The organism is Arthrobacter sp. NPDC093128, assembly GCF_040683875.1.
Classification (GTDB): Bacteria; Actinomycetota; Actinomycetes; order Actinomycetales; family Micrococcaceae; genus Arthrobacter.
Genome location: NZ_JBFBEY010000023.1, coordinates 13,594 through 38,362 on the forward strand (window position 1 = coordinate 13,594; position 24,769 = coordinate 38,362).

At 61.0% G+C, this 24,769-nt stretch carries 24 protein-coding genes and 1 pseudogene; 9 read left to right on the forward strand and 16 right to left on the reverse strand.

Features of this window, described 5'->3' with window-relative positions:
- Nucleotides 1–136 precede the first annotated feature (136 nt).
- The 7 genes from AB0N24_RS22155 to AB0N24_RS22185 are packed head-to-tail and all read right to left on the reverse strand — an operon-like array spanning nt 137 to nt 5,487.
- Entirely contained in the window at nt 137–1,141 is a 1,005-nt protein-coding gene (locus AB0N24_RS22155) for a biotin-dependent carboxyltransferase family protein (RefSeq protein ID WP_364129122.1), read from the reverse strand.
- On the reverse strand, nt 1,027–1,668 hold the full coding sequence (locus AB0N24_RS22160) for an allophanate hydrolase subunit 1 (protein WP_364129125.1): 642 nt from the start codon (nt 1,666–1,668) through the stop codon (nt 1,027–1,029). The genes AB0N24_RS22155 and AB0N24_RS22160 overlap by 115 nt, the downstream gene beginning before the upstream one ends.
- On the reverse strand, nt 1,665–2,438 hold the full coding sequence (locus AB0N24_RS22165) for a 5-oxoprolinase subunit PxpA (protein ID WP_364129128.1): 774 nt from the start codon (nt 2,436–2,438) through the stop codon (nt 1,665–1,667). The genes AB0N24_RS22160 and AB0N24_RS22165 overlap by 4 nt, the downstream gene beginning before the upstream one ends.
- Nucleotides 2,439–2,442: 4 nt before the next feature.
- Nucleotides 2,443–3,018 (reverse strand): thiamine pyrophosphate-dependent enzyme, encoded by a 576-nt coding sequence (locus tag AB0N24_RS22170; protein WP_364129130.1) that lies wholly within the window; start codon nt 3,016–3,018, stop codon nt 2,443–2,445.
- Entirely contained in the window at nt 3,015–3,563 is a 549-nt protein-coding gene (locus tag AB0N24_RS22175) for a thiamine pyrophosphate-binding protein (protein WP_364129133.1), read from the reverse strand. Before AB0N24_RS22175 ends, AB0N24_RS22170 begins: the two co-directional genes overlap by 4 nt.
- Complete coding sequence (locus AB0N24_RS22180; protein ID WP_364129135.1) at nt 3,560–4,783, reverse strand: pyridoxal phosphate-dependent aminotransferase; 1,224 nt, start codon at nt 4,781–4,783, stop codon at nt 3,560–3,562. Before AB0N24_RS22180 ends, AB0N24_RS22175 begins: the two co-directional genes overlap by 4 nt.
- Nucleotides 4,780–5,487, reverse strand: coding sequence for a GntR family transcriptional regulator (locus AB0N24_RS22185; RefSeq protein ID WP_364129137.1), 708 nt, complete (start codon nt 5,485–5,487; stop codon nt 4,780–4,782). Before AB0N24_RS22185 ends, AB0N24_RS22180 begins: the two co-directional genes overlap by 4 nt.
- A gap of 322 nt (nt 5,488–5,809) precedes the next feature.
- Between AB0N24_RS22185 and AB0N24_RS22190 the strand changes: the two genes are divergently transcribed.
- The 5 genes and pseudogenes from AB0N24_RS22190 to AB0N24_RS22210 all read left to right on the forward strand — a co-directional run bounded on the left by AB0N24_RS22190 (nt 5,810) and on the right by AB0N24_RS22210 (nt 10,842).
- Nucleotides 5,810–7,270, forward strand: a complete 1,461-nt coding sequence (locus AB0N24_RS22190; RefSeq protein WP_364129140.1) for an NAD-dependent succinate-semialdehyde dehydrogenase — start codon at nt 5,810–5,812, stop codon at nt 7,268–7,270.
- Nucleotides 7,271–7,312: 42 nt separating this feature from the next.
- Nucleotides 7,313–7,465, forward strand: a pseudogene (locus AB0N24_RS22195) (glutamate dehydrogenase); the annotation flags it as partial.
- Nucleotides 7,466–7,494: 29 nt separating this feature from the next.
- A complete protein-coding gene (locus AB0N24_RS22200) occupies nt 7,495–8,817 on the forward strand; it encodes a carboxyl transferase domain-containing protein (protein ID WP_364129142.1) in 1,323 nt (440 codons plus the stop codon).
- Nucleotides 8,814–9,059, forward strand: a complete 246-nt coding sequence (locus tag AB0N24_RS22205) for an acyl-CoA carboxylase epsilon subunit (RefSeq protein WP_364129145.1) — start codon at nt 8,814–8,816, stop codon at nt 9,057–9,059. The genes AB0N24_RS22200 and AB0N24_RS22205 overlap by 4 nt, the downstream gene beginning before the upstream one ends.
- A 7-nt stretch (nt 9,060–9,066) precedes the next feature.
- Nucleotides 9,067–10,842 carry a biotin carboxylase N-terminal domain-containing protein gene (locus tag AB0N24_RS22210; protein WP_364129147.1) on the forward strand — a complete coding sequence of 592 codons (1,776 nt, stop codon included), beginning with the start codon at nt 9,067–9,069 and terminating at the stop codon, nt 10,840–10,842.
- Nucleotides 10,843–11,300: 458 nt separating this feature from the next.
- Here the strand turns inward: AB0N24_RS22210 and AB0N24_RS22215 are convergent, their stop codons facing one another.
- The 3 genes from AB0N24_RS22215 to AB0N24_RS22225 all read right to left on the reverse strand — a co-directional run bounded on the left by AB0N24_RS22215 (nt 11,301) and on the right by AB0N24_RS22225 (nt 12,989).
- On the reverse strand, nt 11,301–11,507 hold the full coding sequence (locus AB0N24_RS22215; RefSeq protein ID WP_364129150.1) for a hypothetical protein: 207 nt from the start codon (nt 11,505–11,507) through the stop codon (nt 11,301–11,303).
- Nucleotides 11,508–11,530: 23 nt separating this feature from the next.
- Nucleotides 11,531–11,995, reverse strand: a complete 465-nt coding sequence (locus AB0N24_RS22220) for an NAD(P)H-binding protein (RefSeq protein WP_364129153.1) — start codon at nt 11,993–11,995, stop codon at nt 11,531–11,533.
- A gap of 283 nt (nt 11,996–12,278) precedes the next feature.
- On the reverse strand, nt 12,279–12,989 hold the full coding sequence (locus tag AB0N24_RS22225; RefSeq protein WP_364129155.1) for an NAD(P)-binding oxidoreductase: 711 nt from the start codon (nt 12,987–12,989) through the stop codon (nt 12,279–12,281).
- 99 nt (nt 12,990–13,088) lie between these two features.
- Between AB0N24_RS22225 and AB0N24_RS22230 the strand changes: the two genes are divergently transcribed.
- Nucleotides 13,089–13,433, forward strand: coding sequence for a helix-turn-helix transcriptional regulator (locus AB0N24_RS22230; protein ID WP_364129158.1), 345 nt, complete (start codon nt 13,089–13,091; stop codon nt 13,431–13,433).
- Nucleotides 13,434–13,467: 34 nt separating this feature from the next.
- Here the strand turns inward: AB0N24_RS22230 and AB0N24_RS22235 are convergent, their stop codons facing one another.
- The 4 genes from AB0N24_RS22235 to AB0N24_RS22250 form a co-directional block, all read right to left on the reverse strand.
- Nucleotides 13,468–14,367, reverse strand: a complete 900-nt coding sequence (locus tag AB0N24_RS22235) for an NAD(P)-dependent oxidoreductase (RefSeq protein WP_364129161.1) — start codon at nt 14,365–14,367, stop codon at nt 13,468–13,470.
- Nucleotides 14,360–14,743 carry a 4-carboxymuconolactone decarboxylase gene (gene pcaC, locus AB0N24_RS22240; protein WP_364129164.1) on the reverse strand — a complete coding sequence of 128 codons (384 nt, stop codon included), beginning with the start codon at nt 14,741–14,743 and terminating at the stop codon, nt 14,360–14,362. Before pcaC ends, AB0N24_RS22235 begins: the two co-directional genes overlap by 8 nt.
- 80 nt (nt 14,744–14,823) lie before the next feature.
- Nucleotides 14,824–16,155 carry an MFS transporter gene (locus AB0N24_RS22245; RefSeq protein WP_364129166.1) on the reverse strand — a complete coding sequence of 444 codons (1,332 nt, stop codon included), beginning with the start codon at nt 16,153–16,155 and terminating at the stop codon, nt 14,824–14,826.
- A 559-nt stretch (nt 16,156–16,714) separates the two neighbouring features.
- Nucleotides 16,715–17,536, reverse strand: a complete 822-nt coding sequence (locus AB0N24_RS22250; protein WP_364129169.1) for an N-acyl homoserine lactonase family protein — start codon at nt 17,534–17,536, stop codon at nt 16,715–16,717.
- A 274-nt stretch (nt 17,537–17,810) separates the two neighbouring features.
- Here AB0N24_RS22250 and AB0N24_RS22255 point away from each other — a divergent pair, with 274 nt between their 5' ends.
- The 3 genes from AB0N24_RS22255 (at nt 17,811) to AB0N24_RS22265 (ending at nt 22,209) form a co-directional block, all read left to right on the forward strand.
- Nucleotides 17,811–19,070, forward strand: coding sequence for an ABC transporter substrate-binding protein (locus tag AB0N24_RS22255; protein WP_364129171.1), 1,260 nt, complete (start codon nt 17,811–17,813; stop codon nt 19,068–19,070).
- A 295-nt stretch (nt 19,071–19,365) separates the two neighbouring features.
- Nucleotides 19,366–20,925, forward strand: a complete 1,560-nt coding sequence (locus tag AB0N24_RS22260) for an FAD-binding protein (protein ID WP_364129173.1) — start codon at nt 19,366–19,368, stop codon at nt 20,923–20,925.
- A gap of 120 nt (nt 20,926–21,045) precedes the next feature.
- Nucleotides 21,046–22,209: an iron-containing alcohol dehydrogenase gene (locus tag AB0N24_RS22265; RefSeq protein ID WP_364129175.1), complete on the forward strand. Its 1,164-nt coding sequence runs from the start codon at nt 21,046–21,048 to the stop codon at nt 22,207–22,209.
- Nucleotides 22,210–22,705: 496 nt separating this feature from the next.
- On the opposite strand, the gene AB0N24_RS22270 is transcribed toward AB0N24_RS22265, so the two are convergent.
- Together AB0N24_RS22270 and AB0N24_RS22275 are read right to left on the reverse strand one after the other, a co-directional pair.
- A complete protein-coding gene (locus AB0N24_RS22270; RefSeq protein ID WP_364129178.1) occupies nt 22,706–24,127 on the reverse strand; it encodes an aldehyde dehydrogenase family protein in 1,422 nt (473 codons plus the stop codon).
- A gap of 107 nt (nt 24,128–24,234) precedes the next feature.
- Complete coding sequence (locus AB0N24_RS22275; protein ID WP_364129181.1) at nt 24,235–24,756, reverse strand: carboxymuconolactone decarboxylase family protein; 522 nt, start codon at nt 24,754–24,756, stop codon at nt 24,235–24,237.
- Nucleotides 24,757–24,769 lie beyond the last annotated feature (13 nt).

Below are 24,769 nucleotides of genomic sequence, written 5' to 3' on the forward strand. Positions count from 1 at the left end.
ACCTCGGTAGGTTGGCGCAGCATAGCTGCGGGAAATGAGTGCAGAAAAGGATGCCACCGTCGTTCAGGTGCGTTTCAGGGGTGAAGGGTCCCTGGCGACGGTGGCGTTCTATGAAGGAGTGCCGGTATTCGATGGTTCAGTTGATGGCTGTGAATCTAATCTTGCTGCCCGGTCTTGCCTGGGCTAGATACCCGATGTCGGGTTCGGTAAGGACACCGATAACCGGGTAACCTCCTGTCACTGGCCTGTCGGCCAGGAAAACGATGGGTTCCCCTGAAGGGGGAATCTGGATGGAACCGAGAGCTGTTCCTTCGCTGGGGAGCGACCCGAACTGGCAGTCGAGCCGGTGGCCCGTAAGCCTGGCCCCGACTCGGTTTGTCTCCGTTGATACCGTCCAGCTGGACGAAGTGAGGATTTCTTTGTCTGCGGGGGAGAACAGTCCGTCGCGTGGCCCCCACCGGAACCGGACCTCCGCTATTCCGACCGGGATGCGGCAGAAGACGGAGTCCGTATCCCAAACGGGCGTTTGGGGAGGGCCGACTGTTAGTGTTGCGCCCTTCTTGATTGGGGCCGGACCGATACCTGACAGGGTGTCCGTAGAGAGGGACCCAAGCACAGGTGTGCCTTGGAATCCTCCGCTGATCGCCAGGTAGCTGCGCAGCCCGATCTTCGGCACGGCTACCTCAAGGGTGGACCGCGCCGGCACCCAAAAGAGGTACGGGTCGGGGACCGGTGCCGAATCGACAGTGACTCGTGCCGGGGCGCCCGTCAGGGATGCCCACCTCCCTGCGTCCAAAACGCAGGAGAAGCCGCCCAGCGTCAGCTCAAGTGCTGCCTCACCGTCCTGGTTGCCGACCAGACGATTGGCCATGGCGAAGCTTTCCCGGTCCAGAGGGCCTGATGTGGTTACTCCGTAATGGGAATAGCCGTACCGTCCGCCGTCTTGCAAGGTGGTCATAGGGCCTGATGCCAGGACGCTCAGGCCCGCTGTCTGAACATGTGCCTGAAGGGAGCCGGCGATCATGGTCATCGTTCTCCTCCCGCAGCCTCGAAGATGATCTTGTCGCCTACGTTGAACTTGGCCGGAGGCGTCTCCTCCAGATTCCACAGTTGAGTGGTTGTTCGACCGATCAGGTGCCATCCCCCGGGGGTGTCCCCGGGGTAGACGACGCTTTGGTTGGCGGCGATCGCGACGGATCCGGCGGGGATGCTCGTGCGCGGCGTGTCCCGCCGTGGCAGGTTCAGTTTCGGGGAGAGACCGTCGATGTAGGCAAATCCTGGCGCGAAGCCGAAGAAAGCCACGGAGTGTTCAGTTCTGGTGTGTTCGTCGATGACTTCTGAGGGCGCCAGTCCGCATTGCTCGGCTACAAACTCCAGGTCCGGTCCGTCGTAGACCACCGGAATTGTGATGGTCCGCCGTTGGGGAAGAGTTGCGGTGACCTCGGAAGGGTCTCTGGCGAACTCGCCAAGGTAGGTCTGCAGCTCGGGCAGGTCTGCTTGCCGATGCAGCGTGAGCAGAACTGTCGCTGATGTGGGGACGACTGATTCGAGGCGTGCGGCCCAGGGCCCCGTCATGAGGTTTGCCGTCAGCGCGGCGACGGCGTGGGTCGGCAGGTCAATGAGAAGGCTCCGGTCGCCAGCCCGATGCATTGTGATGCTTTTTGTCACGTTCCTGCTCCGATTCCAACGAGCTGCACGCCGGCTTGCCGAAGGGTGGCGGCGAGTCTGGCGGCTATGTTGGCGGCGCCCGGGGTGTCACTGTGAAGACAGATTGCTGCGGGCGTTTGCGTGAAGTGCACTGTTTCTCCGGTTATTGCTTTCACGGTGTTCTCGGTGGCCATCTGCAAACAGCGGTCGGCCACTTCCTGCGGGTCGGTAATGAGGGCACCGGGCTGTGTCCGGTCGACAAGGAGCCCTTCGGCCGTATAGGCACGGTCTGCGAAGACTTCTGCGAGGGGCACGACGCCGGCATTCAGGGCTACGGTCCACGTTTCCGTGTCGGGTTGGCAAAGGAGCGGCAGTCCGCGCCCGGCAGTGGCCACGGCCTCGGCGATGGCTTTGGCGTGCTCGTGGTGTCTGGCCGCCGCGTTGTACAGGGCACCGTGGGCCTTGACGTAGTTCAATCGGCTTCCGGCTGTTTCGGCGAAGATGCGAAGCGCGCCGATCTGATACAGCAGATCGTTGACCAAATCGGTGCGCTTGATGTCCATGAATCGCCGGCCAAAGCCGGCCAGATCGCGGTAGGAGACCTGGGCACCAATCGACACCCCTGTTGCTGCGGCGGTGGTGCAGACCTCACGGATGATGCTCGGATCGCCGGCGTGGAATCCGCAGGCGACATTGGCTGCCGTGACGTGTTCTAGTATGCCGGCATCATCGCCGAAGCTCCACGCACCGAATCCTTCGGCGACATCGCTGTTGATCGCGATCTGAACCATGGGCTTAGACCAGCCGGGAGGTGAGCCAGCGGCGGAAGCGGTCGCCGTGGACGACGGGGTCGATGAGGAGGAGTTTGGTGCCTGGTTCATTGCCGGGTTCTGTGCGGGTGTGGATGAACCATGGGCCCGGCTGGTCCAGGGAGGTTTGGAGGGCTTCCTTGAGTTCTGTGGTGTTGCTGGCCCGGAGGACTTTGAGGTCCACGGATTCTGCGATGCGGCCGAGGTCGAGCTTTTCGGCGTGGGTGGGGATGCTGGCGGTGGAGGCGTAGACGCCGTTGTCCAGGAGGACGATGACGAGGTTCTCGGGTTCGAGGTAGCCGGCCGTGAGTGCCGCGCCGGGGTTCATGAGCAGTGAGCCGTCGCCTTCGATCACGACGGTGCGGGGAACGGATGTTCCGGCGGTTGCCTGTGCGATGCCGGTGCCGACTGAGATGGCCAGGCCCATGGCGTCGAGGAGGTAGAGGTTGTTGTCGCGGTCCTCCACGGAGGCCAGTTCGCGGCTGGTGGCGGCGCAGGTTGCCACGACCGGAAGGTCCGGGGTCGCGTCGACGATGGTCCGCAGGGCTTCGATGCGTTTCATGCTTTTGCTTTCTTGTCGTTGTGGTCGAAGAATTCCATGAGCACGACGACGGGGCGGAAGGTCATGCGTGCGTGGTTGCCGGCTTCGGCGACGGTGGCTCCCCAGTCTGTTGCCGGGTTACGGCGGTCCACCCGGAAGACCGGGATGTTGGTGGAGCGGAGCAGTTCCGGGACGGGTTCGGAGATGCTGTGGATCATGGAGTTGTATTCACCGAGGCCGCCGCGGGTGTTGGCCACGATGAGCATGGGCAGGTGATAGGAGACCGCCATGGTGGTCAGGGCCGTCAGGGCGTTGCCGAAGCCGTTGTCCTGCATGACGATGACACCGAATTTGTCCGCGAAGGGGTAGCCGCCGACGATGCCGACGGCTTCCTCCTCCCGGGAGACCGGGAAGACGTTCGGACCGCCTTCCTTGCCGGCGGCGTCGAGCAGGCCGTTGATGATCGGGGCAATGCTCGCGCTGGGGACGTAGGCGATGCCGTCAGGGGCGAGTGCGATAAGCGCGTCAACCACTTCCCGGTGGCGGTCCTGAGTGATAGTGGTCATGAACTGGCTCCTTTGGTGGTCGTTACTGCAAATGCCCGGGCTATCCGGGTCAGGCCTTCGATGAGATCGTCGATGTGGCAGGCATAGGAAATTCTTATGGCGTGGGTTCCCCCCTCCGGGTCGAAAGCAGTGCCGGGGACAACGGCAACACGCTGTTCATCGAGCAGGCGCAGAGCCAGCTGCTCTGCAGGTTCTGCCACGTCGGGGGAGTAGGTGAGGTAGAAATAGAACGCACCGTCCGGCTGGCTGACGGAGATCCCTGGCACCTTTGCCAACAGGACAAGGCCGGCTCTGCGCCGCTCCTCAAATTCCCGACGCATGGCTTCTGCTTCGCGGCCGGCCTCCCGCAGGGCTGCGGCCGCACCGGGCTGCAGGAACGTCGGAGGGCAGACAGTTGTGTACTGGCGCACGCGCAGGGCCGGGGTGATAAGTTCCCTGGGGCCAGCCAGCCAGCCCAGCCGCCATCCGTCCATGGCAAAGGCCTTGGCAAAGCCACCGATGACCAAGGTCCGATCGCGAAGTGATGACAGGGCGGCCGGTGATTCGTGGCTGACGCCTTCATAGACGAGATCTGCGTAGATCTCGTCCGACATGAGCAGGGCATCAGTCGGCTCGAGCACGGCGGCCAGCCGTTCGATTTCCTGGGCCGTAGCCACTCCGCCGGTGGGATTGTTGGGTGTGCAGATGATGACCATGCGGGTCCGCGGCGTGATCGCTGCCTCGATGGCATCGACGTCCAATCGGAAATCGTTGGCGGCGTCCAGACCTACGGGAACAGGGGTTGCTCCGGCAAGCCTGATACACGACTGGTAGTGCGCCCAGGCCGGAACGGGGACAATCACTTCGTCTCCGGGCCCGCAGAAAGCCATCAGCGCCAGGAAGACGGCCTCGTTCGCGCCGATCGTGACGATGACTTCCGAGGTCGGATCGTACGTCGTCCCCCGCCGGTCCTGAAGGTAATCGCTGATGGCGCGGCGGAGATCAAGGGTCCCGGCGTTCGGACCGTAGTGAACCTCTCCACGCGACAGGGAAGCAACCGCGGCGTCCTTCGCGACCTGTGGGGTGTCGAAGTCCGGCCTGCCGATTTCGAAGTGGTAGATCTTCTCGCCGGCTGCCTCAAGGGCTGCGGCCTTGTCAAAGATCGCACGGATCGGGGAGGGCTTGATGTGTTCGAGTCGATCGGCCATCCGGCTGAGGCGGCTGGCGGCAGTGGTCGTCATGACTTGTACTCCGTGGGTTGGGGGCTTTTGTACATGGATGGCATGTTGGCCCAGGCACTGCGCAGCCCTTCTTGGCCGCCGTTAATGTGAGCGATGATCTGGCGGGCCAGCTTGTCAGCATCGCCCTCGCGTAAGGCATCGACCATCTCGTGGTGTTCGCACTGAACCCGGTCCAGCGCCGGAGTGGAGTGCACGTAGTAGCGGGAATAGGGTTCGAGCTGGTGATAGAGCCGGGAAATCACCTCATATCGGATTGGCAGATTGGCCAACCGGTACGTGTCCAGGTGAAACGCAAAGTTGATCCGGGACCAGGCATCGCTCCCGATCGCTTTGATGTCATCCATGCCCTCCACCATCTCCGTCAACCGGGCAATGTCAGCGCGCGAGCAGTTGTCCACCACATAGGGGGCGAAGCTGGGCTCGACAAGCCGGCGAAGGTCATAGATTTCATCGACACGTGCCAGGTCAAGGGCAGCGACAAATGTGCCACTACCTGCATCGCTGGTCAGCAAGCCCTCTGCTATCAGGGTCCGCACCGCTTCCCGCAACGGAATGCGGCTGACACCAAACCGGTCCGCCAATTCGTCTTGCAGAAGTCTCTGGCCGGGCCGGTATACGCCCCCTGCCACGGCGGTACGGATGGCATCCGCGATGCCGTCGGGAGTCGGTCGGAAAGGTTTCGGAGGCCTCATCGAGTTCTTCATATATAACGTATACACTGCATAAGCGGCGTGTGGCAAGCATCACAGGAATCGAAACGTTTCCAGAAACATCCCTTCAGAATCGACGACCTGCAATTCGACGTCTTCGTCCTTGCAGGAGGTGGATACTGGTCCACCGGACGCCCCGGCTGCGGTCGTGCGGACGGCTAGCAGAAGCGTCACTAGCCGGTTCAGCTGCCCCGTTGAACTCTCCATATTCAACGTATACACTGCATAAACAAGGTGTGGCAGACATCACAAGTTGAGAACCATATCCGGCACATTCCCGTATTCATCCGGCAACCGTCTCGCACAAGGAGCATCTATGACCGCCGTTGACCTCTCACAGTTACCCGAAAACCGGCTGTTTATCGGCGGTGAATGGGTCCCGTCCGAAACAGGCAAGTCGATCGCGGTCACAAACCCCGCCACGGAAAAACCCCTAGCAGAGGTCGCGGATGCGGGCATCGCTGACGGGTTACGCGCTTTGGACGCGGCTCATGCGGCCCAGACGGCCTGGGCGGCTACTGCTCCGATGCGCCGGGCGGACATCCTATATTCCGTTAACCGGACCCTGATGGATCGGAGGGACGAATTCGCGGCCCTGATCGTCGCGGAAATGGGCAAGCCTTGGGCCGAGGCTCAGGGGGAAGTCGACTACGGTGCCGGGTTCTTCCGCTGGTTCGCCGAGTCCGCGGGACGCCTGCACCTGGAAGGTCAGTTCGGTGTTGAGCCGAACGGGCAGTACCGGATCGCCGTTTCGAAACGACCTGTCGGTCCTTGCCTGCTCATCACTCCCTGGAATTTCCCATTGGCAATGGGGGCCCGAAAGATTGCCCCGGCTCTTGCTGCCGGGTGCACTGTCGTGTTGAAGCCAGCCGAACAGACACCCCTGACCAGTCTCCTGCTGGCGCGCGTGTTGGAGGATTCCGGGGTCCCCGCGGGAGTTGTCAATGTGATCACAACCAGCAATTCCCCTGACGTTATTGCGGAGATGATGCATGATCCCAGGGCGCGGAAGATTTCCTTTACCGGGTCCACCGAGGTCGGCAAGGCGCTCCTCCGCCAGGCGGCCGAAAACGTGATGAACACTTCCATGGAGCTGGGTGGTAACGCCCCGGTGATTATTTTTGAGGACGCAGATCTCGACGAGGCAGTCGCGGGCGCCATGGTAGCCAAACTCCGAAACGGGGGCGAATCCTGCATCGCGGCCAATCGGATCTATGTTCAGCGTTCTGTTGCCGCGGACTTTGTTCGGCGTTTCAGCGACAAGATGGAGGCGACGCGCAGCGGGGATGGAACTGATCCCGCCTCGGAACTTGGCCCGTTGATCGATGGCCGGCAACTGGCGAAAGTCGCTTCACTGGTTTCCGATGCTGTCCACAAGGGAGCCGTCTGCGCTGTCGGAGGGGCCCCAGTAGACGGGCCCGGCTATTTCTATCAGCCGACCGTCCTGCTCAACGTGCCGGAGAACGCCCAGATCCGAACCGAAGAGATTTTCGGGCCGGTCGCCGCGATCTACGAATTCGATTCCGAAGAAGAAGTCATCAGGGAAGCGAACAACACGCCCTACGGCCTGGCTTCATACGTTTTCACCCGTGACCTGAGGCGCGCCCTGCGTGTTGCGGACGCACTGGACGCCGGCATGACCGGCATCAACCGGGGTGTCGTCAGCAACCCGTCCGCGCCGTTTGGCGGCACCAAAGCATCCGGTTCCGGACGCGAAGGCGGAACTGAAGGCCTCGAAGCCTACCTCGAAACCAAATACACCGGCATCCAGATCTGAACAGGACACAACAGATGACCTCCCTGACTTCAGCGTCACGAAGTTGAAGCCAAGCTCAAAGAACGGATGATGGCCGCGTACCAAGAAGTCAGCGCCTTCGCCCAACAAAATGACCTCGGGCTCCGGTCAGCGGCGATCGCCATGGCCGTGCAGCGCGTCTCCGAGGACCACCGCCTGCGCGGACTCTACCCCTAATGCCGCACAAAATCGAAAGCAGTAAAACCATGACTACACACCGTGCAACGGAGGAATCCGCCTCGTGGCCGGATTCTGCGATCCGATGGATCGAGACATTCTTCGATGACGAGTCGTACCTGCCAATAGGGGCCCGCGGGCTTGGCTTCGGGTCGGGCGAGAACCCGCGCGTTCTAGCCGGCGTAGGCACCGTAGACGGCAGGTACGTAACACTCATTGCGGAACCGGCACGCCCGACTGGAATGGGCGGACCGGGAGATGCCGCTGCAGACAATGCGATTGGCCATGCCATGGAAACGGGATGCCCTCTCCTATTCCTGACCGTGGGCGGTCCGTCCAGCGACACGTCGCTGATCCGCGCACCCCGGTACCGAACCAAGCGTCTCGTGCATCTGTCCGGCGTCGTCCCGCTCATCAATATCGAGATTGGAATGATCCAGCCCGCCGGAAGCTTCCTGGACGCTCTGAGCGATTTCACTGTCATCGTCGGCACAGCCAGCGAACGGGAATCGGCATATGCGGCGCCGACGCTGGACGATGCTTGCACCTGGGTGAAGGACCTCCTGGAGTACCTGCCCCAGAACAACTGCGAGTTCGTTGCCGTGCATGACCTGGACGAACCGGGCCCGGCACCGGCGCTGGGTACTCACGTCCCGGATCTATGCAGCGAACCATATGATCTAGAACCCGTACTCGATGCCCTTTGTGAAGGCGCTGAGACAGTACACATCGGGCGTGGTCGGGCCGATGCGTTGACGACCGCCTTTGCCCGCATCGGAGGACGATCGGTCGGTGTTCTCGCCAATCAAACGGCCCACGCCGGAGGGCTGGTCGGCCCGCCAGAGGCCAAGAAGGCAGCGCGCTTTGTCCAGTTCTGTGATGCCTTCAATCTTCCCCTGCTGTTTCTGGTCGATACGGCTGGGCCTGCCGCTGACAGCTCACCGGCGGACCCGTCCTACGCCCAACTGGCCTACGCCACTGCCGCGGCCACCGTTCCCAGCATCACAGTCATCCTGCGGCGGGCCCTCGGCTTCGCTGGTGAAGTCTTCGGTTCGAAGCACCTGGGTATAGACGCCGTCTTGGCGTGGCCATCGGCGAGTGTGGCCCCTGCCGGGTTTCACCGTGAAGTAGAAGCCGAAGCCGGGGGCGTGCTCACCGATTCACAACGCGCGGAGGCCCTACAGCGACGCCGGAGTACCGCTCACGATCTGAACCGAGCCATGGACCAGGGATACATCGATCAAGTCGTCGAGCCATCCGAGACCGTCCAGGTAATCGCCCGTTGGTACGCAGCCCTGGACAATAAACGCCGTCATACGCCCGCCAAGAAGCACGGGAACCCGCCGCTGTGAGGGCACCGACAGCCAATCCGTGCGCGCTTCAAATTACAGGCAACCCAAATGAAAATGAGCTGGCGGCCGTCATGGCCCTGCTCGCGCACCTGCTGACTCCGACAAAAGCTCAGACAGTGAGCAACCAGCCGCACCGCCGCAGCCAGTGGTCCGGATCAGCATGGTTCGGTCGTGGCCCCGCGCCCGGATCTGCAGGTTGGAAAGCCGCTGTCCTGCCCGTGAACCAAACCAAGAGGATTTAGTGAAGTGATGAACACCGTAGAGCACGGCGCTGCCCTGCCAGCGAAAGTATTGATTGCCAACCGCGGCGAGATAGCGGTCCGTATAGCCAGAACCTGCAGGGACGTTGGCGTCAAAAGCGTCGGGATCTATTCCGCTGAAGACCGCGATGCCCTGCATGTCCGTACCGTGGACGAAGCCTTTGCCCTTGAAGGATCCACTCCGGCACAGACCTACCTGGACATCGACCAAATTATCCGGCTGGCGCTCCGATGCGGCGCAGACAGCGTGCACCCCGGATACGGATTTCTGGCCGAGTCCGCCGAGCTGGCAGAAGCCGTGATCGCAAATGGTCTGCTCTGGATCGGGCCGCCGCCGCAGGCCATCCGGTTGCTGGGCGACAAAGTCCAGGCACGCCACATCGCCCTGAAGGTCGGGGCGCCCCTCGCGCCTGGAAGCCCCGACCCCGTTGAAAATGCCGCCGAAGTGGAAAAGTTCGCAAACGAATACGGCCTGCCCATAGCGATCAAAGCTGCATTCGGAGGTGGCGGCCGCGGGTTGAAGGTCGTAAGGGACGCTGGAGAAATTCAAGCAAGTTTCGAGTCCGCAGTTCGAGAAGCGACCGTCGCGTTCGGACGCGGGGAGTGTTTCGTGGAGAAGTTCCTCGACAAACCGCGCCATGTGGAAACCCAGTGCCTCGCGGACACCCATGGGAACGTCGTCGTCGTTTCAACACGGGACTGCAGCATGCAGCGCCGACACCAAAAACTCGTCGAAGAAGCGCCGGCACCCGACCTCACCCCACAACAACTCGACCAAATCACCACAGCCAGTACCGCGATACTCAAGGAAGCCGGATACGTCGGAGCCGGAACTTGTGAGTTTCTCATCGCAGACGACATCGTCTCGTTCCTGGAGGTCAACACCCGGATCCAGGTCGAACATCCAGTCACCGAAGAAATCACTGGAGTGGATCTCATCCATCAAATGCTACTCATCGCCAAAGGTGCGCGCATCTCAGAAATCGCTCCCGAGGCCCGTGGCTGCTCCATGGAATTCAGGATCAATGCGGAGAACGTCGGAGCTGGGTTTATTCCGTCCCCTGGCACAATTACACGTCTCGTGTGGCCTGACGGTCCTGGAATCCGCGTTGATTCAGGCTTTGAGGGCGGAAACACCATCCCCCGCATCTATGATTCCCTCCTCGCCAAGCTAATCATCACCGCACCCAACAGGGAGATGGCCCTCCGACGCGCGCGCCGCGCCCTGGCAGGCACAGTCATCGAGGGCGTTCCCACGACCATCGACTTTCACAAACAGATCGTTGAAGAACAGATCTTTACCTCGTCAGCGCCATATCTGGCTTACACAGGATGGATAGACGACGAGTTTCGCTACCGTGGACAGGAGCATGGGATCGCAGGCCGGTCACTCGCTGCCGATCAGGAGCTGGAAATCCTCACGGTCGAGGTTGACGGCCGCCGGCTAACCGTCAGAATGCCAAAATCGGCTCAGCCCGACCTTGCCGCCCCTCGCACCAGGAATCGTCGGCCCTCAAAAGAGAAGGCAGCAGCCGCAATTCCCGGCGGGATCACGGTCCCCATGACAGGCACCGTAGTCAAGGTCCTCGCTGAGGAAGGACGGCGCGTTAAAAAGGGCGAAACTGTCCTTGTTGTCGAGGCAATGAAGATGGAGCAGGCGCTAGACGCTCCGTTTACCGGAACCGTGGAGCGGATGTCCGTTCGCGCGGGAGAGAAAGTCAACAGCGGTGACGTCGCCTATGTCCTCAGGGCAGAGCAGGACTGACTCACCACTGACGATTGCAAGGCAACGCAAAAGCTTTCCGAATTGACGGACGTAGGCCCTGCCGAGCCCAGGCGGACGTACAGCGAGGTTACTGTTGCAGCCGTCACCCGGCGACGCCGCGCCGAGCATCGCCTCCGAGTCCACCGCGGTCAGCGAACACTGCACGGCGATGCCTACCCCGCCAAGCATCTACTCCATGTCAGGCCACAAAGCGCTGCTATTTCTCGTACCTTGACCGCTACGAGCGCAGCTATGGGGCCTGGTGTGGGCCAGTCTCCAGGCGGAGCCGATGTGCACCGTGCGTTCGGTGCGCTCTTTGACGAGACCGCGCACGATGTCGATACCCGCGGGAGCTCGGCGAGAGCGTTGGCCTGTTCGAGATCCAGCCAGGTCACCTCCGTGACCTGGCTGGTCGCCTTCGCCGCCCGCCGCGCGGCTCTCGTCAGAACAACGTCCGATCATTCCTGATTTTCCGGAGGTTGCGAAGAGTTGGGGTGGCCAGCGGACTTTGCCAGCTGGGCTACTGCCTGGGCTGCTGCGGTTACGCCGTCGGTCAGTTCGACAATGACGCGGGAAAAATTCGGATTGTGAAGTGCGGCGTGGATGAAGGCAGCCACGTTATCACGGCGCACGTCGCCGTAGTCGATAGCCAGTCCCGCAGTCACCCTGCCGTCGCCGGGCTCGTCCCTCAGCAGGCCCGGCGCACAATCAACCAGTCCAGGTCAGTTTGAGCCAAGTATATGTCTGCGGTCTTCTTGACACGCATATAGTGCTCGAATCCCTCGCCGAGGCCTTTTCCGCGCTCGGACTCGGGGAATGCCGAAACCAGTACGAAGCTTGATACACCTGCCTTGGATGCGGCGTCAGCCGCTTTCTCCAGCCCCTTGCCATCGATCAGTGTGGTCTTCTCCATTCCGGTGCCGTGGGCACCCGCGGAGAAGACCACGGCGTCGTGGCCGGTCATTTTTCCGGCCAGGTCTTCGACTGTGTCCTGGATGAGGTCACCCGTAACCGGAATTGCACCCCACTGTGCGATCTTCTCGGCTTGCTCGGGCGCTCGGTGCATGCCGGTCACTTCGTCGCCGCTCTCCGTAAGCAGCCGGCTAAGCCGGCTTCCCACTCCTCCGGCTGCGCCTATCTGGAATACCTTCATCTTGATTTCCCTTCCGCTAAATATGCGCTCAGAGCGCATAAACGTGCTGTTCGTTGTAGTACGACAATAGTCGTAGTACGCTGAATGTCATATTAGCAAGAGCGGCGGGCGGCCTGGTTCGTGACGGGAGCCGGGGGACGTTCTTGAGACGTTCAGTTCGGCGTGCGGCTGGATATTCAAGTTCGAACCGCCCTGTTCTTCATTTTCGTCGGCTTCTCTGCACCCTTCCGCCTTAGGAGCGACCACGCGGAGTCTTGCCCCGCGGGGTCGACAGCCCTTGTAATTACTGGGTGCGGTCCGCTGTCAGATGATCTGCGCCCAGCAGGGGACCTCGTGGCTCCCTTGCCCTGGCGAGGTGCGCTACGGCTTGGCCAATCGGAGTGGCCCCGGCGGTCAGTTCGATGATCAGGCGGCTCATCCCAGATTCGTGCAAGGTGGCTGCGATGAAGGCCGCCACGTCTTCCCGCGGAACGGGCCCGAATTCGAGTGCGGGGCCCGCAGAAACGCAGCCAGATCCGGGCTGGTCAAGGAGCGGGCCTGGCCGCAGAATGATCCAGTCCAGCCGACGTCGTGCCAGATAGGCGTCCGCTGCTTTCTTGACTCGCTTGAAGTGTTCGAAGCTTTCGTTGACATCGTTCTGCCGCCCCGCTTCGGGAAAGCCCGATACGAGAAGGAATCTCGGAACGCCGGCTTCTTCGGCGGCCGTCGCGGCTTTTTCCAATCCCTTACCGTCGATGAGGGTGGTTTGATCTATTCCTGTGCCGTGTGCCCCGGCGGAGAAAACCACGGCGTCGTGCCCACGCATGTTGCGGGCCAGGCCTTCGACAGAGTCGGATATCAGGTCACCGGCAAGGGGAGCGGCACCTGCGCGCTGGATAGTGTCGGCCTGGGCCTCCGCCCGGTGCATTCCGGTCACGTCGTCCCCTTTGGCCACAAGTAGCGGAATGAGTCGACGTCCCACGCCGCCGGCTGCACCAATCAGGAAAATATTCATGCTGCCCCGTCCGTTTTTGACTATCAATCTGAATAGTACGGCGTAAATCGTAGTATGATGGTTGGCCTACAACAAAGCTTGCGACCCGCTGGAGTGTATATGCGTATCTTGGACCATCCGAACCTGGACGAGATCAAGCTCGACACTGTCTTGGCTGCTTTGGCCGATCCCATCCGCCTGCGTATCGTTAGCCAGCTTGCGGACGGCCATGACGATCAGGCATGTATCGCGTTCGAGCTGCCGGTGAGTAAGTCAACTTCGACGCATCACTTCCGAGTTCTACGGGAGGCCGGGATCATAGAACAGCATTACCAAGGGACGTCGATCCTGAACACGCTGCGGATCGGCGACTTGAACCGACGATTCCCGGGTCTTGTTGGTGCAGTCATCGCGGCCCAGGGAAGCGAATCCTCTAGTCTCGGGCCAGGGGCCGTCACCGAGTAAATGCGGTGACGGCCCCGACTGGCTCCCGGCGGCGCTAGGCCACAGGCCTTGAGGCGTTTGCCCGAAGCCACTTCACGATTTCTGTGTGATCGGCGTCCGCCGGTAGTGCCTTCTGGGCCTCCTGCCAGAGTTCCGTTGCGCAGTGGCTGAGACGGCTGGAAACTCCAAGGGAGTCCGCCAAAGAGACGGCAATACCCATGTCTTTGACCATTAGAGACAGGTTGAACCCTGAGTTATAGGTCCCGGGAAGAATAAAGTTAGGCCACTTGTTGTCAGTTGACCCACTTCGCCCGCTCGAGCCGTTGACCGCTTCCAGCATGACTGCGGGGTCTATCCCGAACTTTTCACCTGCGAGAACGGCTTCGCTCGTTATGAGCAAATGGGTTGCCGACATGAGGTTGTTGAGGGCCTTGAGGGCATGACCTGCTCCGACGGGCCCGATGTGTGTCGTGTGTCCGAGAACTTCGAGCACCGGCAGTATCCGCTCAATGTCCTCGCGATCGCCTCCGGCCATTATGGTAAGCGTGCCGTTTTGGGCACCCCTTACGCCTCCTGAAACCGGCGCGTCGATGAGCGGGAAGCCGGACGCCCGCAGTTTGGAGGCTAGCTCCACAGTCCGCTCCGGGGCCGAAGAACTCATGTCGATAACCACTGTTCCGGGCCTCAAGGCGGCCAGGACGTCGTCGTCCAGGATAACCCGTTCCACGATGTCAGAGGAGGGAAGCATCAGGATCACCGCGTCGGCGGAGGCCACAGCGGCCGCAGGGCTACCGTAGGCCTTACCGCCCGCGGCTTCGAGGTGCAGTCGCGCCTCGGCGGAAAGGTCGAACCCATGGACCACGAAGCCTCTGGCAGGGAGACGGGCCGACATGGGCGCCCCCATGTTTCCGAGCCCGATAAATGCGATGTCGAGTGGCGTTCCGTTTTCAGACATGGGCACGGGTCTCCTTAAGAGTCTTTTCCGCGATGCGGAATGATTCGAGAGCTGCCGGGACGCCGGCGTAGATCGCCGCCTGCATGAGGACTTCCTGGATTTCCTCGTCGGTGCAACCATTGTTTGCGGCGCCGCGGACATGCACTGCCAGCTCATGCGAGCGATTGAGGGCTGTGAGCATGGCCAGATTGACCAGACTCCTTGTCTTTCGCTCAAGCCCGGGGCGGCTCCAGATGGCTCCCCAGCAGTATTCCGTGACCAGTTCCTGGATGGGCCGAGTGAATTCTGTCGCCGAACTCAGTGAGCGCTCCACGTGAGCATCGCCCAACACCTCCCTGCGGATTTTCTCGCCTTGCTCGTAAGTGTCGTTGTTCATGATGTCCTCTAATCGGTTCAATTGTTGGATGGGAAGGCGGCCTGGCCAGTCCTTAATATTCACTGAGTGTGGCTGGCCGGTCAGACGGGGGCTTCGACCTTTTGTAGTGACTCGTTCATGGTCGACCGGAAAGTCTCACGCGTAGTGAGCAGCGATACGACGGTGATCACAGCCATGCCTACTAGGTACCAGGCGACGGCGGTCCAACCAAAGGCTGCCAGAAGTGCAGTGGCAATCAGGGGGGAGAGGCCCCCGGCCAGCACCGAAGACAGCTGGGTCCCAAGGGATGCGCCGGTGTAGCGCACTTCTGTACCGAACAATTCGGCGAAGTAGGCAGCTTGGGGCCCGTACATGGCACTGTGCCCCAGCACCATGGCGAGGACTACCGCAAGACCGACCAGGATCGGCGATGCCGTGTTAAGCAGGAGGAAGAACGGGAAGGCGAAGATCAGAATGAAGATTGCTCCGAACATGTACACCTTCTTCCGGCCGATGCGATCGGAGAGAGCCGCCCAGACCAACAGGGCTGGGATCGACAGGGCCGAGCCGATAAGGACGCCGATCTGGGCGTCGGAGCTGGGCATCTTCAACTGTGAGGCAACGTACGTCAGGACGAAGGTACTGATGATGTAAAAGGCGCCGTTCTCGGCCATGCGCATGCCAATGGCCTGGAAGATTTCCTTCGGGTACTGGCGGAACACCTGGACGATGGGAAGCTTCGCCTCCGCGCCGGCCTTTTTCATCTCAACGAATTTCGGTGACTCGTGGATTTTCAGGCGGATCCAGAGGCCGAGGAAGACCAGAACAATGCTGAAGAGGAACGGCAGGCGCCACCCCCAAGCCAGGAGGTCTTCAGTAGACATGTTCAGGCTTACCGCGAGGAAAACGCCGTTAGCGATCAGCGTGCCCGCCGGGACACCGACCTGGGCCCAGCTGCCGTAAAAGCCACGCTTGTCCTCCGGAGCGTTCTCGGTGGCCATGAGAACGGCACCACCCCATTCGCCGCCGTTCGAGAAGCCCTGAATCAGGCGCATCGCGAGCAGGAGGAGTGGGGCGGCCGCGCCCAGCTGTTCATAAGTGGGCAGTAGGCCGACGGAGAAGGTGGATGCCCCCATGAGGAGCAGCGTCAGTACCAGCATTCGCTTTCGGCCGACTTTGTCGCCGAAATGCCCGGCGACGATGCCGCCCAGTGGCCGTGCAATGAAGCCTACGGCGTAGGTGCCGAAGGCGAGCAGGGTTCCGGTCAGCGGATCGGCATGTGGGAAAAACAGCTTACCGAAAACTAGGGCTGCGGCCGTCCCATAGATGAAGAAGTCGTAAAGCTCGATGGTATTGCCGATGAGGCTGGCAAAAGCTACCTTCTGGCTGTAGCGCCGCGCCTCCCGTGAACTGGTGTCCCTCAGAGTCATCATTGTCTCCTGAATAGATGAGCGTGACATCGCCCATGATCGTCGTACAATCGTACGGTCATTGAGTCAATGAGACCACAATTGTTAGAGAAGCGGCAAGTGCTCGGAATTTCCAGCCCCGCGGCTCGCAGCTTCGACCTGAATCGTCACCAGGACCTATAGAGCGTGGTCTGTCCGGGTCTTGCCCGGGCTGAGGCGCTTGCAATGGCAGAAGCTACATCGTCGCCAGCGCGGAGGGGGTGCTTGCCGAATAGTCCTTCGTGGGCCAGTACTGGCCGGCTGTCTCCCGCCAACTCGGGGTACTTGTCTTCTAGCCGTTCCCTCTTTTCGATGGCTCTCTGCCAGGCGCGGATAGTTGATGGATTGCCGCCATCTACTTGGCGCCAACTGCGCGGGCGCTCTTCGCGCGATGGTCCAGGGTCGGCCCGACCGCTCAGACCGACCGGGGCGGGCCTTCGGTTGGTTTTGGAGCCGCAGCTTTGGCAGTCAGGGTTTTCGGCGAACATTGATGGGAGGGCAGCTTCGAAGATGTGACCTTGAGTGCAACGGAAATCGTAGAAAATCACTGGTAGTGACCTGCCGGTGCCCAGCGGATTTGATCTACTTGAGCGGTTTCGTGTCCGAATATGATCTCGGCATCTGTCCGCTCGGCGATCTTTCGCAGCTTCTCGACGGATTCCAGCCACAGAAGGTTATTCCACACGATCGCGGCGCCAACGGCAGGGGGTCCAAAGGAGTCCTCCAGGTAGACGGCATCCGAGGTGAAGATTTTCGTGCCGTCATCTGGGAGGTCGACCTGAAGGGACATGGTTCCCCACGTATGGCCTGGGGTGTCGATGACGGAAACACCAGGAACGATTTCCGTGTCTCCCTCGATGCCTTCAATCGGCAGCCCTTCGAAATCCGCCTTAAGGTGGCCTCCCGAGGAGTCGCCCATGATTCCGCGCACGCCCTCAAGTTCCTTGCGGTTCGCGACGATCCTCGTCTTGCCGTTGTCGAACAATCGAGCATTGCCTGCATGGTCGAGATGAAGATGGGAAAGGATTAAGAGATCTATGTCCGTAGGCGCAAGGCCCAGCTGCGCCAATGACGAGTCGAGGAATCCGGATTCTCCCTGCGTATCAGTGGTGACGGGAAAGTACTCATGCATGCCGCTGCTCGCCCAGCGGGAAGCCCAGTCCCGCGGAACTCCCGTGTCCCATAGGATCAGGCCCTCCGGATGCTCAATGAGAACGGCGTGCGTCGGAACCTCACCCCATTCGCGCTTCCGCTCCTTGTTGTGGCGATCTGCAATGATCCGCCCGGGTTTCAGTAAGAGCCACGCCATGTCCGCTTCCATGACGCCGGTCTCGAGAACGTGGACCTTCAATTGATTCGCTGCCATGCTGCCTTCCCATCATCCTTGATGCCCGCAGCCACCGTCCGTGACATTCGCCATACTGTCAGACGATATGCACATCTTCAAGGTGATCCACCATGCGTTATTGCAGTCTGGCAGCGAGCGATTCAGCCTATTGCGCGTGATGCCGGTCACCCCTATACTCATGGAACAGCCCGTTATGATTGTCTGACATTCTTTCTTCATACAATGAGCTGGAGCGTATAGTCGCCGGCCGACGAACCTGGTTCTGGGTCTGCCAACTTATAAGGAGTTCAGAATGGTCAAAGAAGACCACGATAATGTCTCGCCTCACAATCAATCCGGGGCCAAACTGACCGTGCGCGCCCGGTGGGCACTCGCCCTGTCTGCGGTCCTGGCCCTCACGGCCTGTGGCGGGGGCAGCGACTTTGGCCCAGCTGCCGGGTCTGGAGCGTCAACCTCTTCTGAATCTGCGTTGTCCTCTCTTCCGGCCGACGCCCAGAAGGCTTATCAGAATGCCGATGCTCTGATTGGAAAGACGCCCTACGCGGAGGGATGGAAGCCCAAGGGGCCGCCTCCGTGGACCATCGGTTACGCCAGTCCGTACGCAGGCAATTCCTGGCAGACAACGGCCATGGATCACCTCATGAACGACATCGTTCCCCGCTACCAAAAGGCCGGGCTCATCAAGGAGGTCATCGTGGCGCAGTCCGGCGGTGACGACACCGTTCAGAACCAACAAATACGGCAGCTCGTTGATCAGGGCGTCGATATTCTCATCGCCTGCTGCTCCGCCAAGACCGCACTGAACCAGTCCATCGAATACGCCCACGAAAAGGGTGTTCCATTCGTGGCCTGGAGCGGTCATGTGGATTCGCCATATGCCGTCAGTGCAGTGACTAACTATCGGCAGGCGGGAAGCGTGTTCGCAAAGTCGGTCTTCGACAAGATCGGCGGGAAGGGGAACGTCCTCGATGTTCAGGGCGTGCCCGGGGCGACCAACGCAATTGACTTCGAGGCCGGCGTCCAGGATGCGTTGAAAGAGTATCCTGACATCAAGCTCGTGGGTTCGGTTAACGGCATGTGGTCCGCCCCCGTGACCAAGACGGAGGTGCAGAAATTCCTCGCAACTCATCCGGGGCAGCTTGACGGCATCGTCGCTCAGCCCGCATCCGCGACAGGGGCTTTGCAGGCCCTGCAGCAGTCTGGCCGCCCGGTTGTCCCGATCAACATTGGCGGCGAGACGGGGGCCGCGTGCTACTGGGTGAATCATCCCGAGTTTGCGGATACTGGCTACAACATCTGGCCGCCCAAGGGTGAAATGGAACTTGGAATCGAGACGGCTGTTCGGATCCTTCAGCAGCAGGGACCGAAAATACAGTCCATCGTCCTGACTGTCTCTCCGATCAGCTACGACGAGGCCAAGGAGGCTTTGGGAACGAAATGTGACCCCAATGCCGACGGCTGGCTGGAGCCCAAGGGCGGATGGCTTACCGGGACAAAGCTCGATGCCTTCTTTGAAAACCCGAGCGACCCCTTCGCCTGGAAAAAGCCCTAACGAAGACATCGCGATGCCGTAGCCGAAGCTGCGGACTCGCGCGGGCGGGGAGCCCGCGGACTCCCCGCCCACCCACAGGCTCTGTGCGCTGGCCGATTCTGAAGCATATGGGGCAAGGGAGGCGGTGGGCATGTGCCCGGTTTTTACACTGGCGCTGGCGCCGTACTCGCTCGCCGAAAGCAGCACCGGTCTCGCAAGAGCGTGAGCATTGACACAGAAAAAGCTGAGTCATATTATTGTACATCTGTCGGATTGTCTGACAGACATCAAAGATGATGGAACGGAGAACACGAAAATGTCTGAATACGATCTGGTCGTGATTGGCAGCGGATTCGCTGGCGCCTCGGCGGCGTTGAGCTACTGCGAGAAGGCTGCCGAGGAAGGCCGATCAGGCCGCGTTGCCGTTGTGGAGGTCGGCGCAGAGGATGAGCGCTCCGGAGGCTCACGCTGGACCATGGCCTGGTTGCGCGTCTACGAGGACGGTCGACTCGATGAGTCGTGGAAGGACCGGGTCCAGGAGACATCCAAGGGCTTGGCCGACCTGGAGTACTGCCTGGCGCTTGAGCGCGAAGTCCCGGGCACCATCAAATACCTGGAGGCTCATGGCGTCGAGCTGTATCAGCACTGGGAAAACGACGTAGCCCTCGAATACGAAACGGACAAGAGCATCAAGTGGCCAGTCGGCGGCGGGCTTCAGATTGTGAACAACCTCCTTACTCATTTCCAGAAGTTCGACGGCGCCGAGGTCCTTTGGGAAACCGAGGCAGTCAAGCTCAGCATCTCCGATGAAGGCCGCGTAAACGGTGTCGTCGTGCGCGGCAAGGATGGCCTGCTGAAGACGCTCAGCTCCAAGGCCGTCGTCATAGCTTCGGGCGGTTTTGAAGGTAACCCCGAGATGCTCACTCAGTACCTGGGGAACAACGCGGTCGACATCAAGCCGATTGTTCCGGGCCTGCACCGCAACAAGGGCGCCGGCATCCGGATGGCCATGGACATCGGAGCCGACACGGCAGGACAGTTCGACATGTTCCACTCCGAGGTCGTCGACTCGCGCACCAGCCGACCGGACGCAGTGATCTGGGGCCACAATTACGGGATTTGCGTCAACCAGGAGGGAAAGCGCTTCTTTGACGAGGGCGAGGACTACCTCTTCGCACACTTCGAACTGCTGGCCTATGAAGTCTGGAAGAACCAGAACCAGAAGGCCTACTTCATCACCGACAAGCCCGTCATGGAGCGGATGCGCCCGGGCTGGGTTTACGAGACCACCGATCTGGAACCCGAGGAAGGCGCAACACTCGCCGAACTCGCCACGAAGCTGGGCCTGGATCCGGAGGCTGTTGAAGCAACGGTTCGGGAGTTCAACTACTCAACCCCGGGCGGCCCCTTCCAGCCTGAGATTCTCGACGGGCTGAGCACCAGCGGCATCACACCGCCGAAGTCCAACTGGGCGAACAAGATCGAGTCCGGTCCGTTTTACGGCTACCCGCTCGAGGCCCGAATCACGTTCACCTACGGCGGACTCAAGGTTGACACCGACGCCCGCGTGATCTCCGGTGGCGGCGCCGTGATTCCTGGCCTCTATGCGGCCGGCGAAATCACGGGCCTCTTCTACCACGAGTACCCGCCGGCAACGTCGTCAATCCGGTCCATGACCTTCGGTCGGGTGGCCGGCGCCAATGCCGTGGCGTACCTGAACGAAGCAGAATCCACCGCAACAGCCGCCACAGCCCCGACGGCACCCCCTGCGACCCGGGCTGCCGAGTCAGCCGACAAGGCGGAATCTGGTATTCCCTCCGTGCCGCCGTCCGAGGCTGCATCCAAGGCTGCCGAGGCCGCGGGCAGCCGGCGGTGATCAGCCGGTGGGGCCTGAGCCCCATCCCGGCACCCGGGTCCTCAGCAGGACACGAAAACTAGATAACAGGAGTAGGCACGCCTCGAAGACGGGGCGTGCCCTTCCCTATTGGAGGTATACATGAGTCAGCCACGAGTTTTCGAAATGCCCCGCATCGAACGAGTCATCGAGGGCAAAGGTTCGTTGCAACAGATTCCTGCCGAACTTAAGCGGCGCGGCCTGGAACGCGCGCTTCTGCTGACCGGCAGGACCTTAGGCGCCAGCCCGGAATTTGGCGAGCTCGTCAGTTCTCTGGGAGAAAAGGCGGCGGGCGTTTACACCAGGGTCGAGGCCCATAACCCGGTGAAGCGGCTGGCGGAGCTCGTGGACATCGCCCAGAACGTGAACGCGGATGTGGTCATTGGAATAGGCGGAGGCTCGGCTATTGACGCAGCCAAGCTCACCGCGCTGGGGGTAGGGGAGGGAATCCATGAAGCTCACGATTTCCTTCACTACAGCATCTCCCACGGTCTTCCGGAGCTGAAGGGAGTCCCACTTCCCGTTATCGCTGTCCCTACAACCCTCTCGGCGGCAGAGTGGAATGGTGTGGCCGCTTTCGTCGATGACAGCACTGACACCAAAGAGCTCACGAGGTATCTGGCGCTGACACCGAATACCGTCGTGCTGGACCCGGAGTTGTGTGCTTTGACGCCACGGAACCTTTGGACCACCACCGGGGTGAGAGCAATCGATCATGCGGTCGAAATTGCCTACGCGACCAACTCCCACCCGTTCACTACCGCCCTCTGCACCTCAGCACTCCGCATGCTGGCAGAAGATCTACCCCGAACCGCAGCGGACGCCACCAACCACGAGGCAGCCCTTCGGTGCCAGCAGGCAGCCTGGATGTCGCTGGTCGGAGTGCACAACGTGCCGGTGGGACTTTCCCACGCCATCGGACACCAGTTGGGAGCAGCGGGAGTTCCGCATGGTGTTACGTCCTGCATCACTTTGCCGCACGTCATGCGGTTCTACGCCGACGCAACCGGGCCCCAGCAAAGTGTCATGGCCAAAGTCCTCGCCGAGGCCCGGGGTGCCTCGGTTCCGCTCTCCGCTCCCGAGGAAATGGAACGCCTGTTCGACAAACTGGGGGTCCCGCGTCAGATAGGGGAGTTTGGATTATCACCGGAAGCCCTCGAGAACGTTGTCCGGGCAACAATGGGAGAGGCTGAGGCGGTCATTCGCCAGGCTCCCCGGACTGTGACCGCTGAAGACGTCCGAAAGTTGCTTCAGACAGCCTACTGACGTCCCGGGTTTTGCCACTGCGGCTTGTATGCCCGTCGACGCGAAGCTCTTGGGAGCAAGAAGAGGTCCTTACGACCATATGTCGTAAGGACCTCTTCCTCGCGTTGACTGGGCAGGTGCGTCAAAACGGACCGCGCCGCTATCTTCGTATACCTGCGTCAAGGCATCGGCTGCTCGAGCCCCGGAACTGTCCCCGTCGGCGCAAACTCCCATCCGAAGAACAAGGACCCCCTGGCCTATTGCAGACCCCGTTCGTTGGATCCCAAGGCGGGCAAGACCGGCGTCTGCCAAAGGCGTGACCGTGTCCAGAATCGGCCCACGACCATCGGTCCTGTTCTCCAGAACCATTCCTCGGCCTGGTCAAAGTCCCAGGGACTGAGAAGGCCTTCGTTCAAATACTCCTGAACGAAGGCCTTCTAATGTCAGCGTTAGTCTTAGGGACTATCTGCGAGGTTTCGGAACCACTGCTGGAACTCAGCTTCGCAACGGGCTCAGCTCAATAGGCCACGACCACACATTTGAGGTGGCTGTAGTGGTTGAGGGCCTCGATGCCCTTTTCCCGCCCGTAGCCACTGTACTTGTGGCCGCCGAAGGGCGTCTGGACGGCTCCGGTCGACCACGTGTTGATGAAGACCTGCCCCGCTTCGATTTCCTCTGAAACCCGGAATGCCCTCGAGATATCCTTGGTCCACACCGCTGAGATCAGCCCGAAGTCGGAGTTGTTGGCGATGCGGATAGCGTCCTCTTCGGTGTCGAAGGGGATCGCAACGAGCACCGGGCCGAAGATCTCCTCCTGGGCGAGGGTGGCGGAATTATCCACGTTCGAGTAGACCGTGGGGTTTACGTAGAAGCCGCCACGCAGTGCCTCGTCGTCGGGAAGGTTCCCGCCGACTTCCGCCTGCATCCCTTCTTGGTTGGCCACGTCGAAGTACTTTTGGACCTGCTGGTACTGGTCGCGGGTGATCATCGGACCCACTTCTTTCCCCGGGCGCAGTTCCCGCACAATGTCTGCCACCGCTGTGACGAATTCGTCGTGAATTGACCGCTGGACAAGGAGTCTCGTGCCGGCTGAACATATCTGGCCGGCGTTGGTGGTGAAGGCGCGGACTGCTTCGGAGGCGGCAAACTTGAGATCGGCATCTTCAAAGACGATGTTGGCGGACTTGCCGCCGAGCTCCAATGTCAAAGGGATCACACGGTCGGCGGCGATGTGTCCGATGGTCTGGCCGACGGCAACCGATCCGGTAAACGCGACTTTGCGGACGGAGGGATGACGAACAAGTTCGGTACCGACCTCGGATCCCTTGCCTAGTACCACGTTGAAAGTGCCATCTGGAAAGCCCACCTGGCTGGCGAGCTGGGCTAGGGCGATCGTCGTCTGCGATGATGCTTCGGCAGGCTTCACGACTACGACATTTCCGGCAGCCAAGGCGGGAGCGCATGCTCGCGCCGCCTGGTTCATCGGGACGTTCCAGGGCGTGATGATGCCGATGACGCCAAACGGTTCCCTGCGGGTGTAGATGTGCTGGTCCGGGTCAACGTCCAGGACATCGCCCACCGGCAGGTTTACCAGGCCGGCATAGAACTCGAAATAAGCTGCGGAGTTTTCCACCTCGCTCAGGGCGACAGCCAATGGCTTTCCGGTATCTTCAATCTCAAGTTCTGCGAGCTCCTGGTTCTTCTCCCGCATGAGGCGCGCAAGGTCTCCGAGAAGTCTTCCACGCTTGGCTGAGGGAAACCTGCGCCAGGCGCGAGCCGCGTTTTCCGCGGACGCTACGGCGGCTTTGACGTCATCGATGTTGCCCAGCGCCACCTCGGCGCCGGCGCCGCCGGTGGCCGGGTTGTCGCCGACGCGGTATTCGTTGCTTGCGGGCACTACCGACCGACCGTCGATCCAGTGATTGAGTTTGCTTGTCATTGTGTTCCTTTGTGCATGATCGGTGATGAGAATGGGTGACATCCGGCAGCCGGATACCCGCCCACAGGTCTGTGCCCAGGACGGGTATCTAGCGGCAGGAAAGCTTCCTAAGCCGGTGCGGCCTCGGCCCCGCCGGCTGCCAGAGTCTCGGCGTCGAGTGTTTTCTGGACGACGCGCATGGCTGCGAGTCCCGCTGGCGCCCCGCAGTACGCTGTCGCATGGACGATGGATTCCACTATTTCGTCCCTGGTTAGTCCGTTGCGTAGGGCGCCGCGGATGTGTACGGCCAGCTCGTGGTGCTGGTTGAGGGCAACCAGCATTCCGATGTTCAGCAGGCTGCGGCTGCGTCTGTCCAGCCCAGGCCGCGTCCATACCGCCCCCCAGACTGTTTCTGTGATGTGTGATTGGAGGGCTTCGCTTTCGGTCCCTGCTGTGCGTTGGAGAGACTCCGAGACATAGGAGTCTCCAAGCACCTCTCTGCGCACAGTGATCCCTGCGTGCCACTGCTCATTGTGTGTTTCGGTTTTGACTGGGGTCTCGTGATTGGTAGTCAACATCGGTCCTTTGTGGTCTTGGCGGGCTCTACTGCGAATCCGCCGCCTGAATTTCTGCGTTGGGCTTCTCTTCATCTATTTGAGGGAT

Bases quoted from the DNA above. Each gene is read 5' to 3' on its own strand.
- AB0N24_RS22265 (WP_364129175.1), top strand. From the start codon at position 21,046: ATGAGTCAGCCACGAGTTTTCGAAATGCCCCGCATCGAACGAGTCATC.
- AB0N24_RS22220 (WP_364129153.1), bottom strand. From the start codon at position 11,995: ATGAAGGTATTCCAGATAGGCGCAGCCGGAGGAGTGGGAAGCCGGCTT.
- AB0N24_RS22185 (WP_364129137.1), bottom strand. From the start codon at position 5,487: ATGAAGAACTCGATGAGGCCTCCGAAACCTTTCCGACCGACTCCCGAC.
- AB0N24_RS22275 (WP_364129181.1), bottom strand. From the start codon at position 24,756: ATGAAGAGAAGCCCAACGCAGAAATTCAGGCGGCGGATTCGCAGTAGA.
- AB0N24_RS22210 (WP_364129147.1), top strand. From the start codon at position 9,067: ATGAACACCGTAGAGCACGGCGCTGCCCTGCCAGCGAAAGTATTGATT.
- AB0N24_RS22230 (WP_364129158.1), top strand. From the start codon at position 13,089: ATGCGTATCTTGGACCATCCGAACCTGGACGAGATCAAGCTCGACACT.
- AB0N24_RS22270 (WP_364129178.1), bottom strand. From the start codon at position 24,127: ATGACAAGCAAACTCAATCACTGGATCGACGGTCGGTCGGTAGTGCCC.
- AB0N24_RS22255 (WP_364129171.1), top strand. From the start codon at position 17,811: ATGGTCAAAGAAGACCACGATAATGTCTCGCCTCACAATCAATCCGGG.
- AB0N24_RS22225 (WP_364129155.1), bottom strand. From the start codon at position 12,989: ATGAATATTTTCCTGATTGGTGCAGCCGGCGGCGTGGGACGTCGACTC.
- AB0N24_RS22200 (WP_364129142.1), top strand. From the start codon at position 7,495: ATGACTACACACCGTGCAACGGAGGAATCCGCCTCGTGGCCGGATTCT.
- AB0N24_RS22260 (WP_364129173.1), top strand. From the start codon at position 19,366: ATGTCTGAATACGATCTGGTCGTGATTGGCAGCGGATTCGCTGGCGCC.
- AB0N24_RS22245 (WP_364129166.1), bottom strand. From the start codon at position 16,155: ATGATGACTCTGAGGGACACCAGTTCACGGGAGGCGCGGCGCTACAGC.
- AB0N24_RS22180 (WP_364129135.1), bottom strand. From the start codon at position 4,783: ATGACGACCACTGCCGCCAGCCGCCTCAGCCGGATGGCCGATCGACTC.
- AB0N24_RS22190 (WP_364129140.1), top strand. From the start codon at position 5,810: ATGACCGCCGTTGACCTCTCACAGTTACCCGAAAACCGGCTGTTTATC.
- AB0N24_RS22165 (WP_364129128.1), bottom strand. From the start codon at position 2,438: ATGGTTCAGATCGCGATCAACAGCGATGTCGCCGAAGGATTCGGTGCG.
- AB0N24_RS22175 (WP_364129133.1), bottom strand. From the start codon at position 3,563: ATGACCACTATCACTCAGGACCGCCACCGGGAAGTGGTTGACGCGCTT.
- AB0N24_RS22235 (WP_364129161.1), bottom strand. From the start codon at position 14,367: ATGTCTGAAAACGGAACGCCACTCGACATCGCATTTATCGGGCTCGGA.
- AB0N24_RS22155 (WP_364129122.1), bottom strand. From the start codon at position 1,141: ATGGCACCTGATCGGTCGAACAACCACTCAACTGTGGAATCTGGAGGA.
- AB0N24_RS22250 (WP_364129169.1), bottom strand. From the start codon at position 17,536: ATGGCAGCGAATCAATTGAAGGTCCACGTTCTCGAGACCGGCGTCATG.
- pcaC (WP_364129164.1), bottom strand. From the start codon at position 14,743: ATGAACAACGACACTTACGAGCAAGGCGAGAAAATCCGCAGGGAGGTG.
- AB0N24_RS22170 (WP_364129130.1), bottom strand. From the start codon at position 3,018: ATGAAACGCATCGAAGCCCTGCGGACCATCGTCGACGCGACCCCGGAC.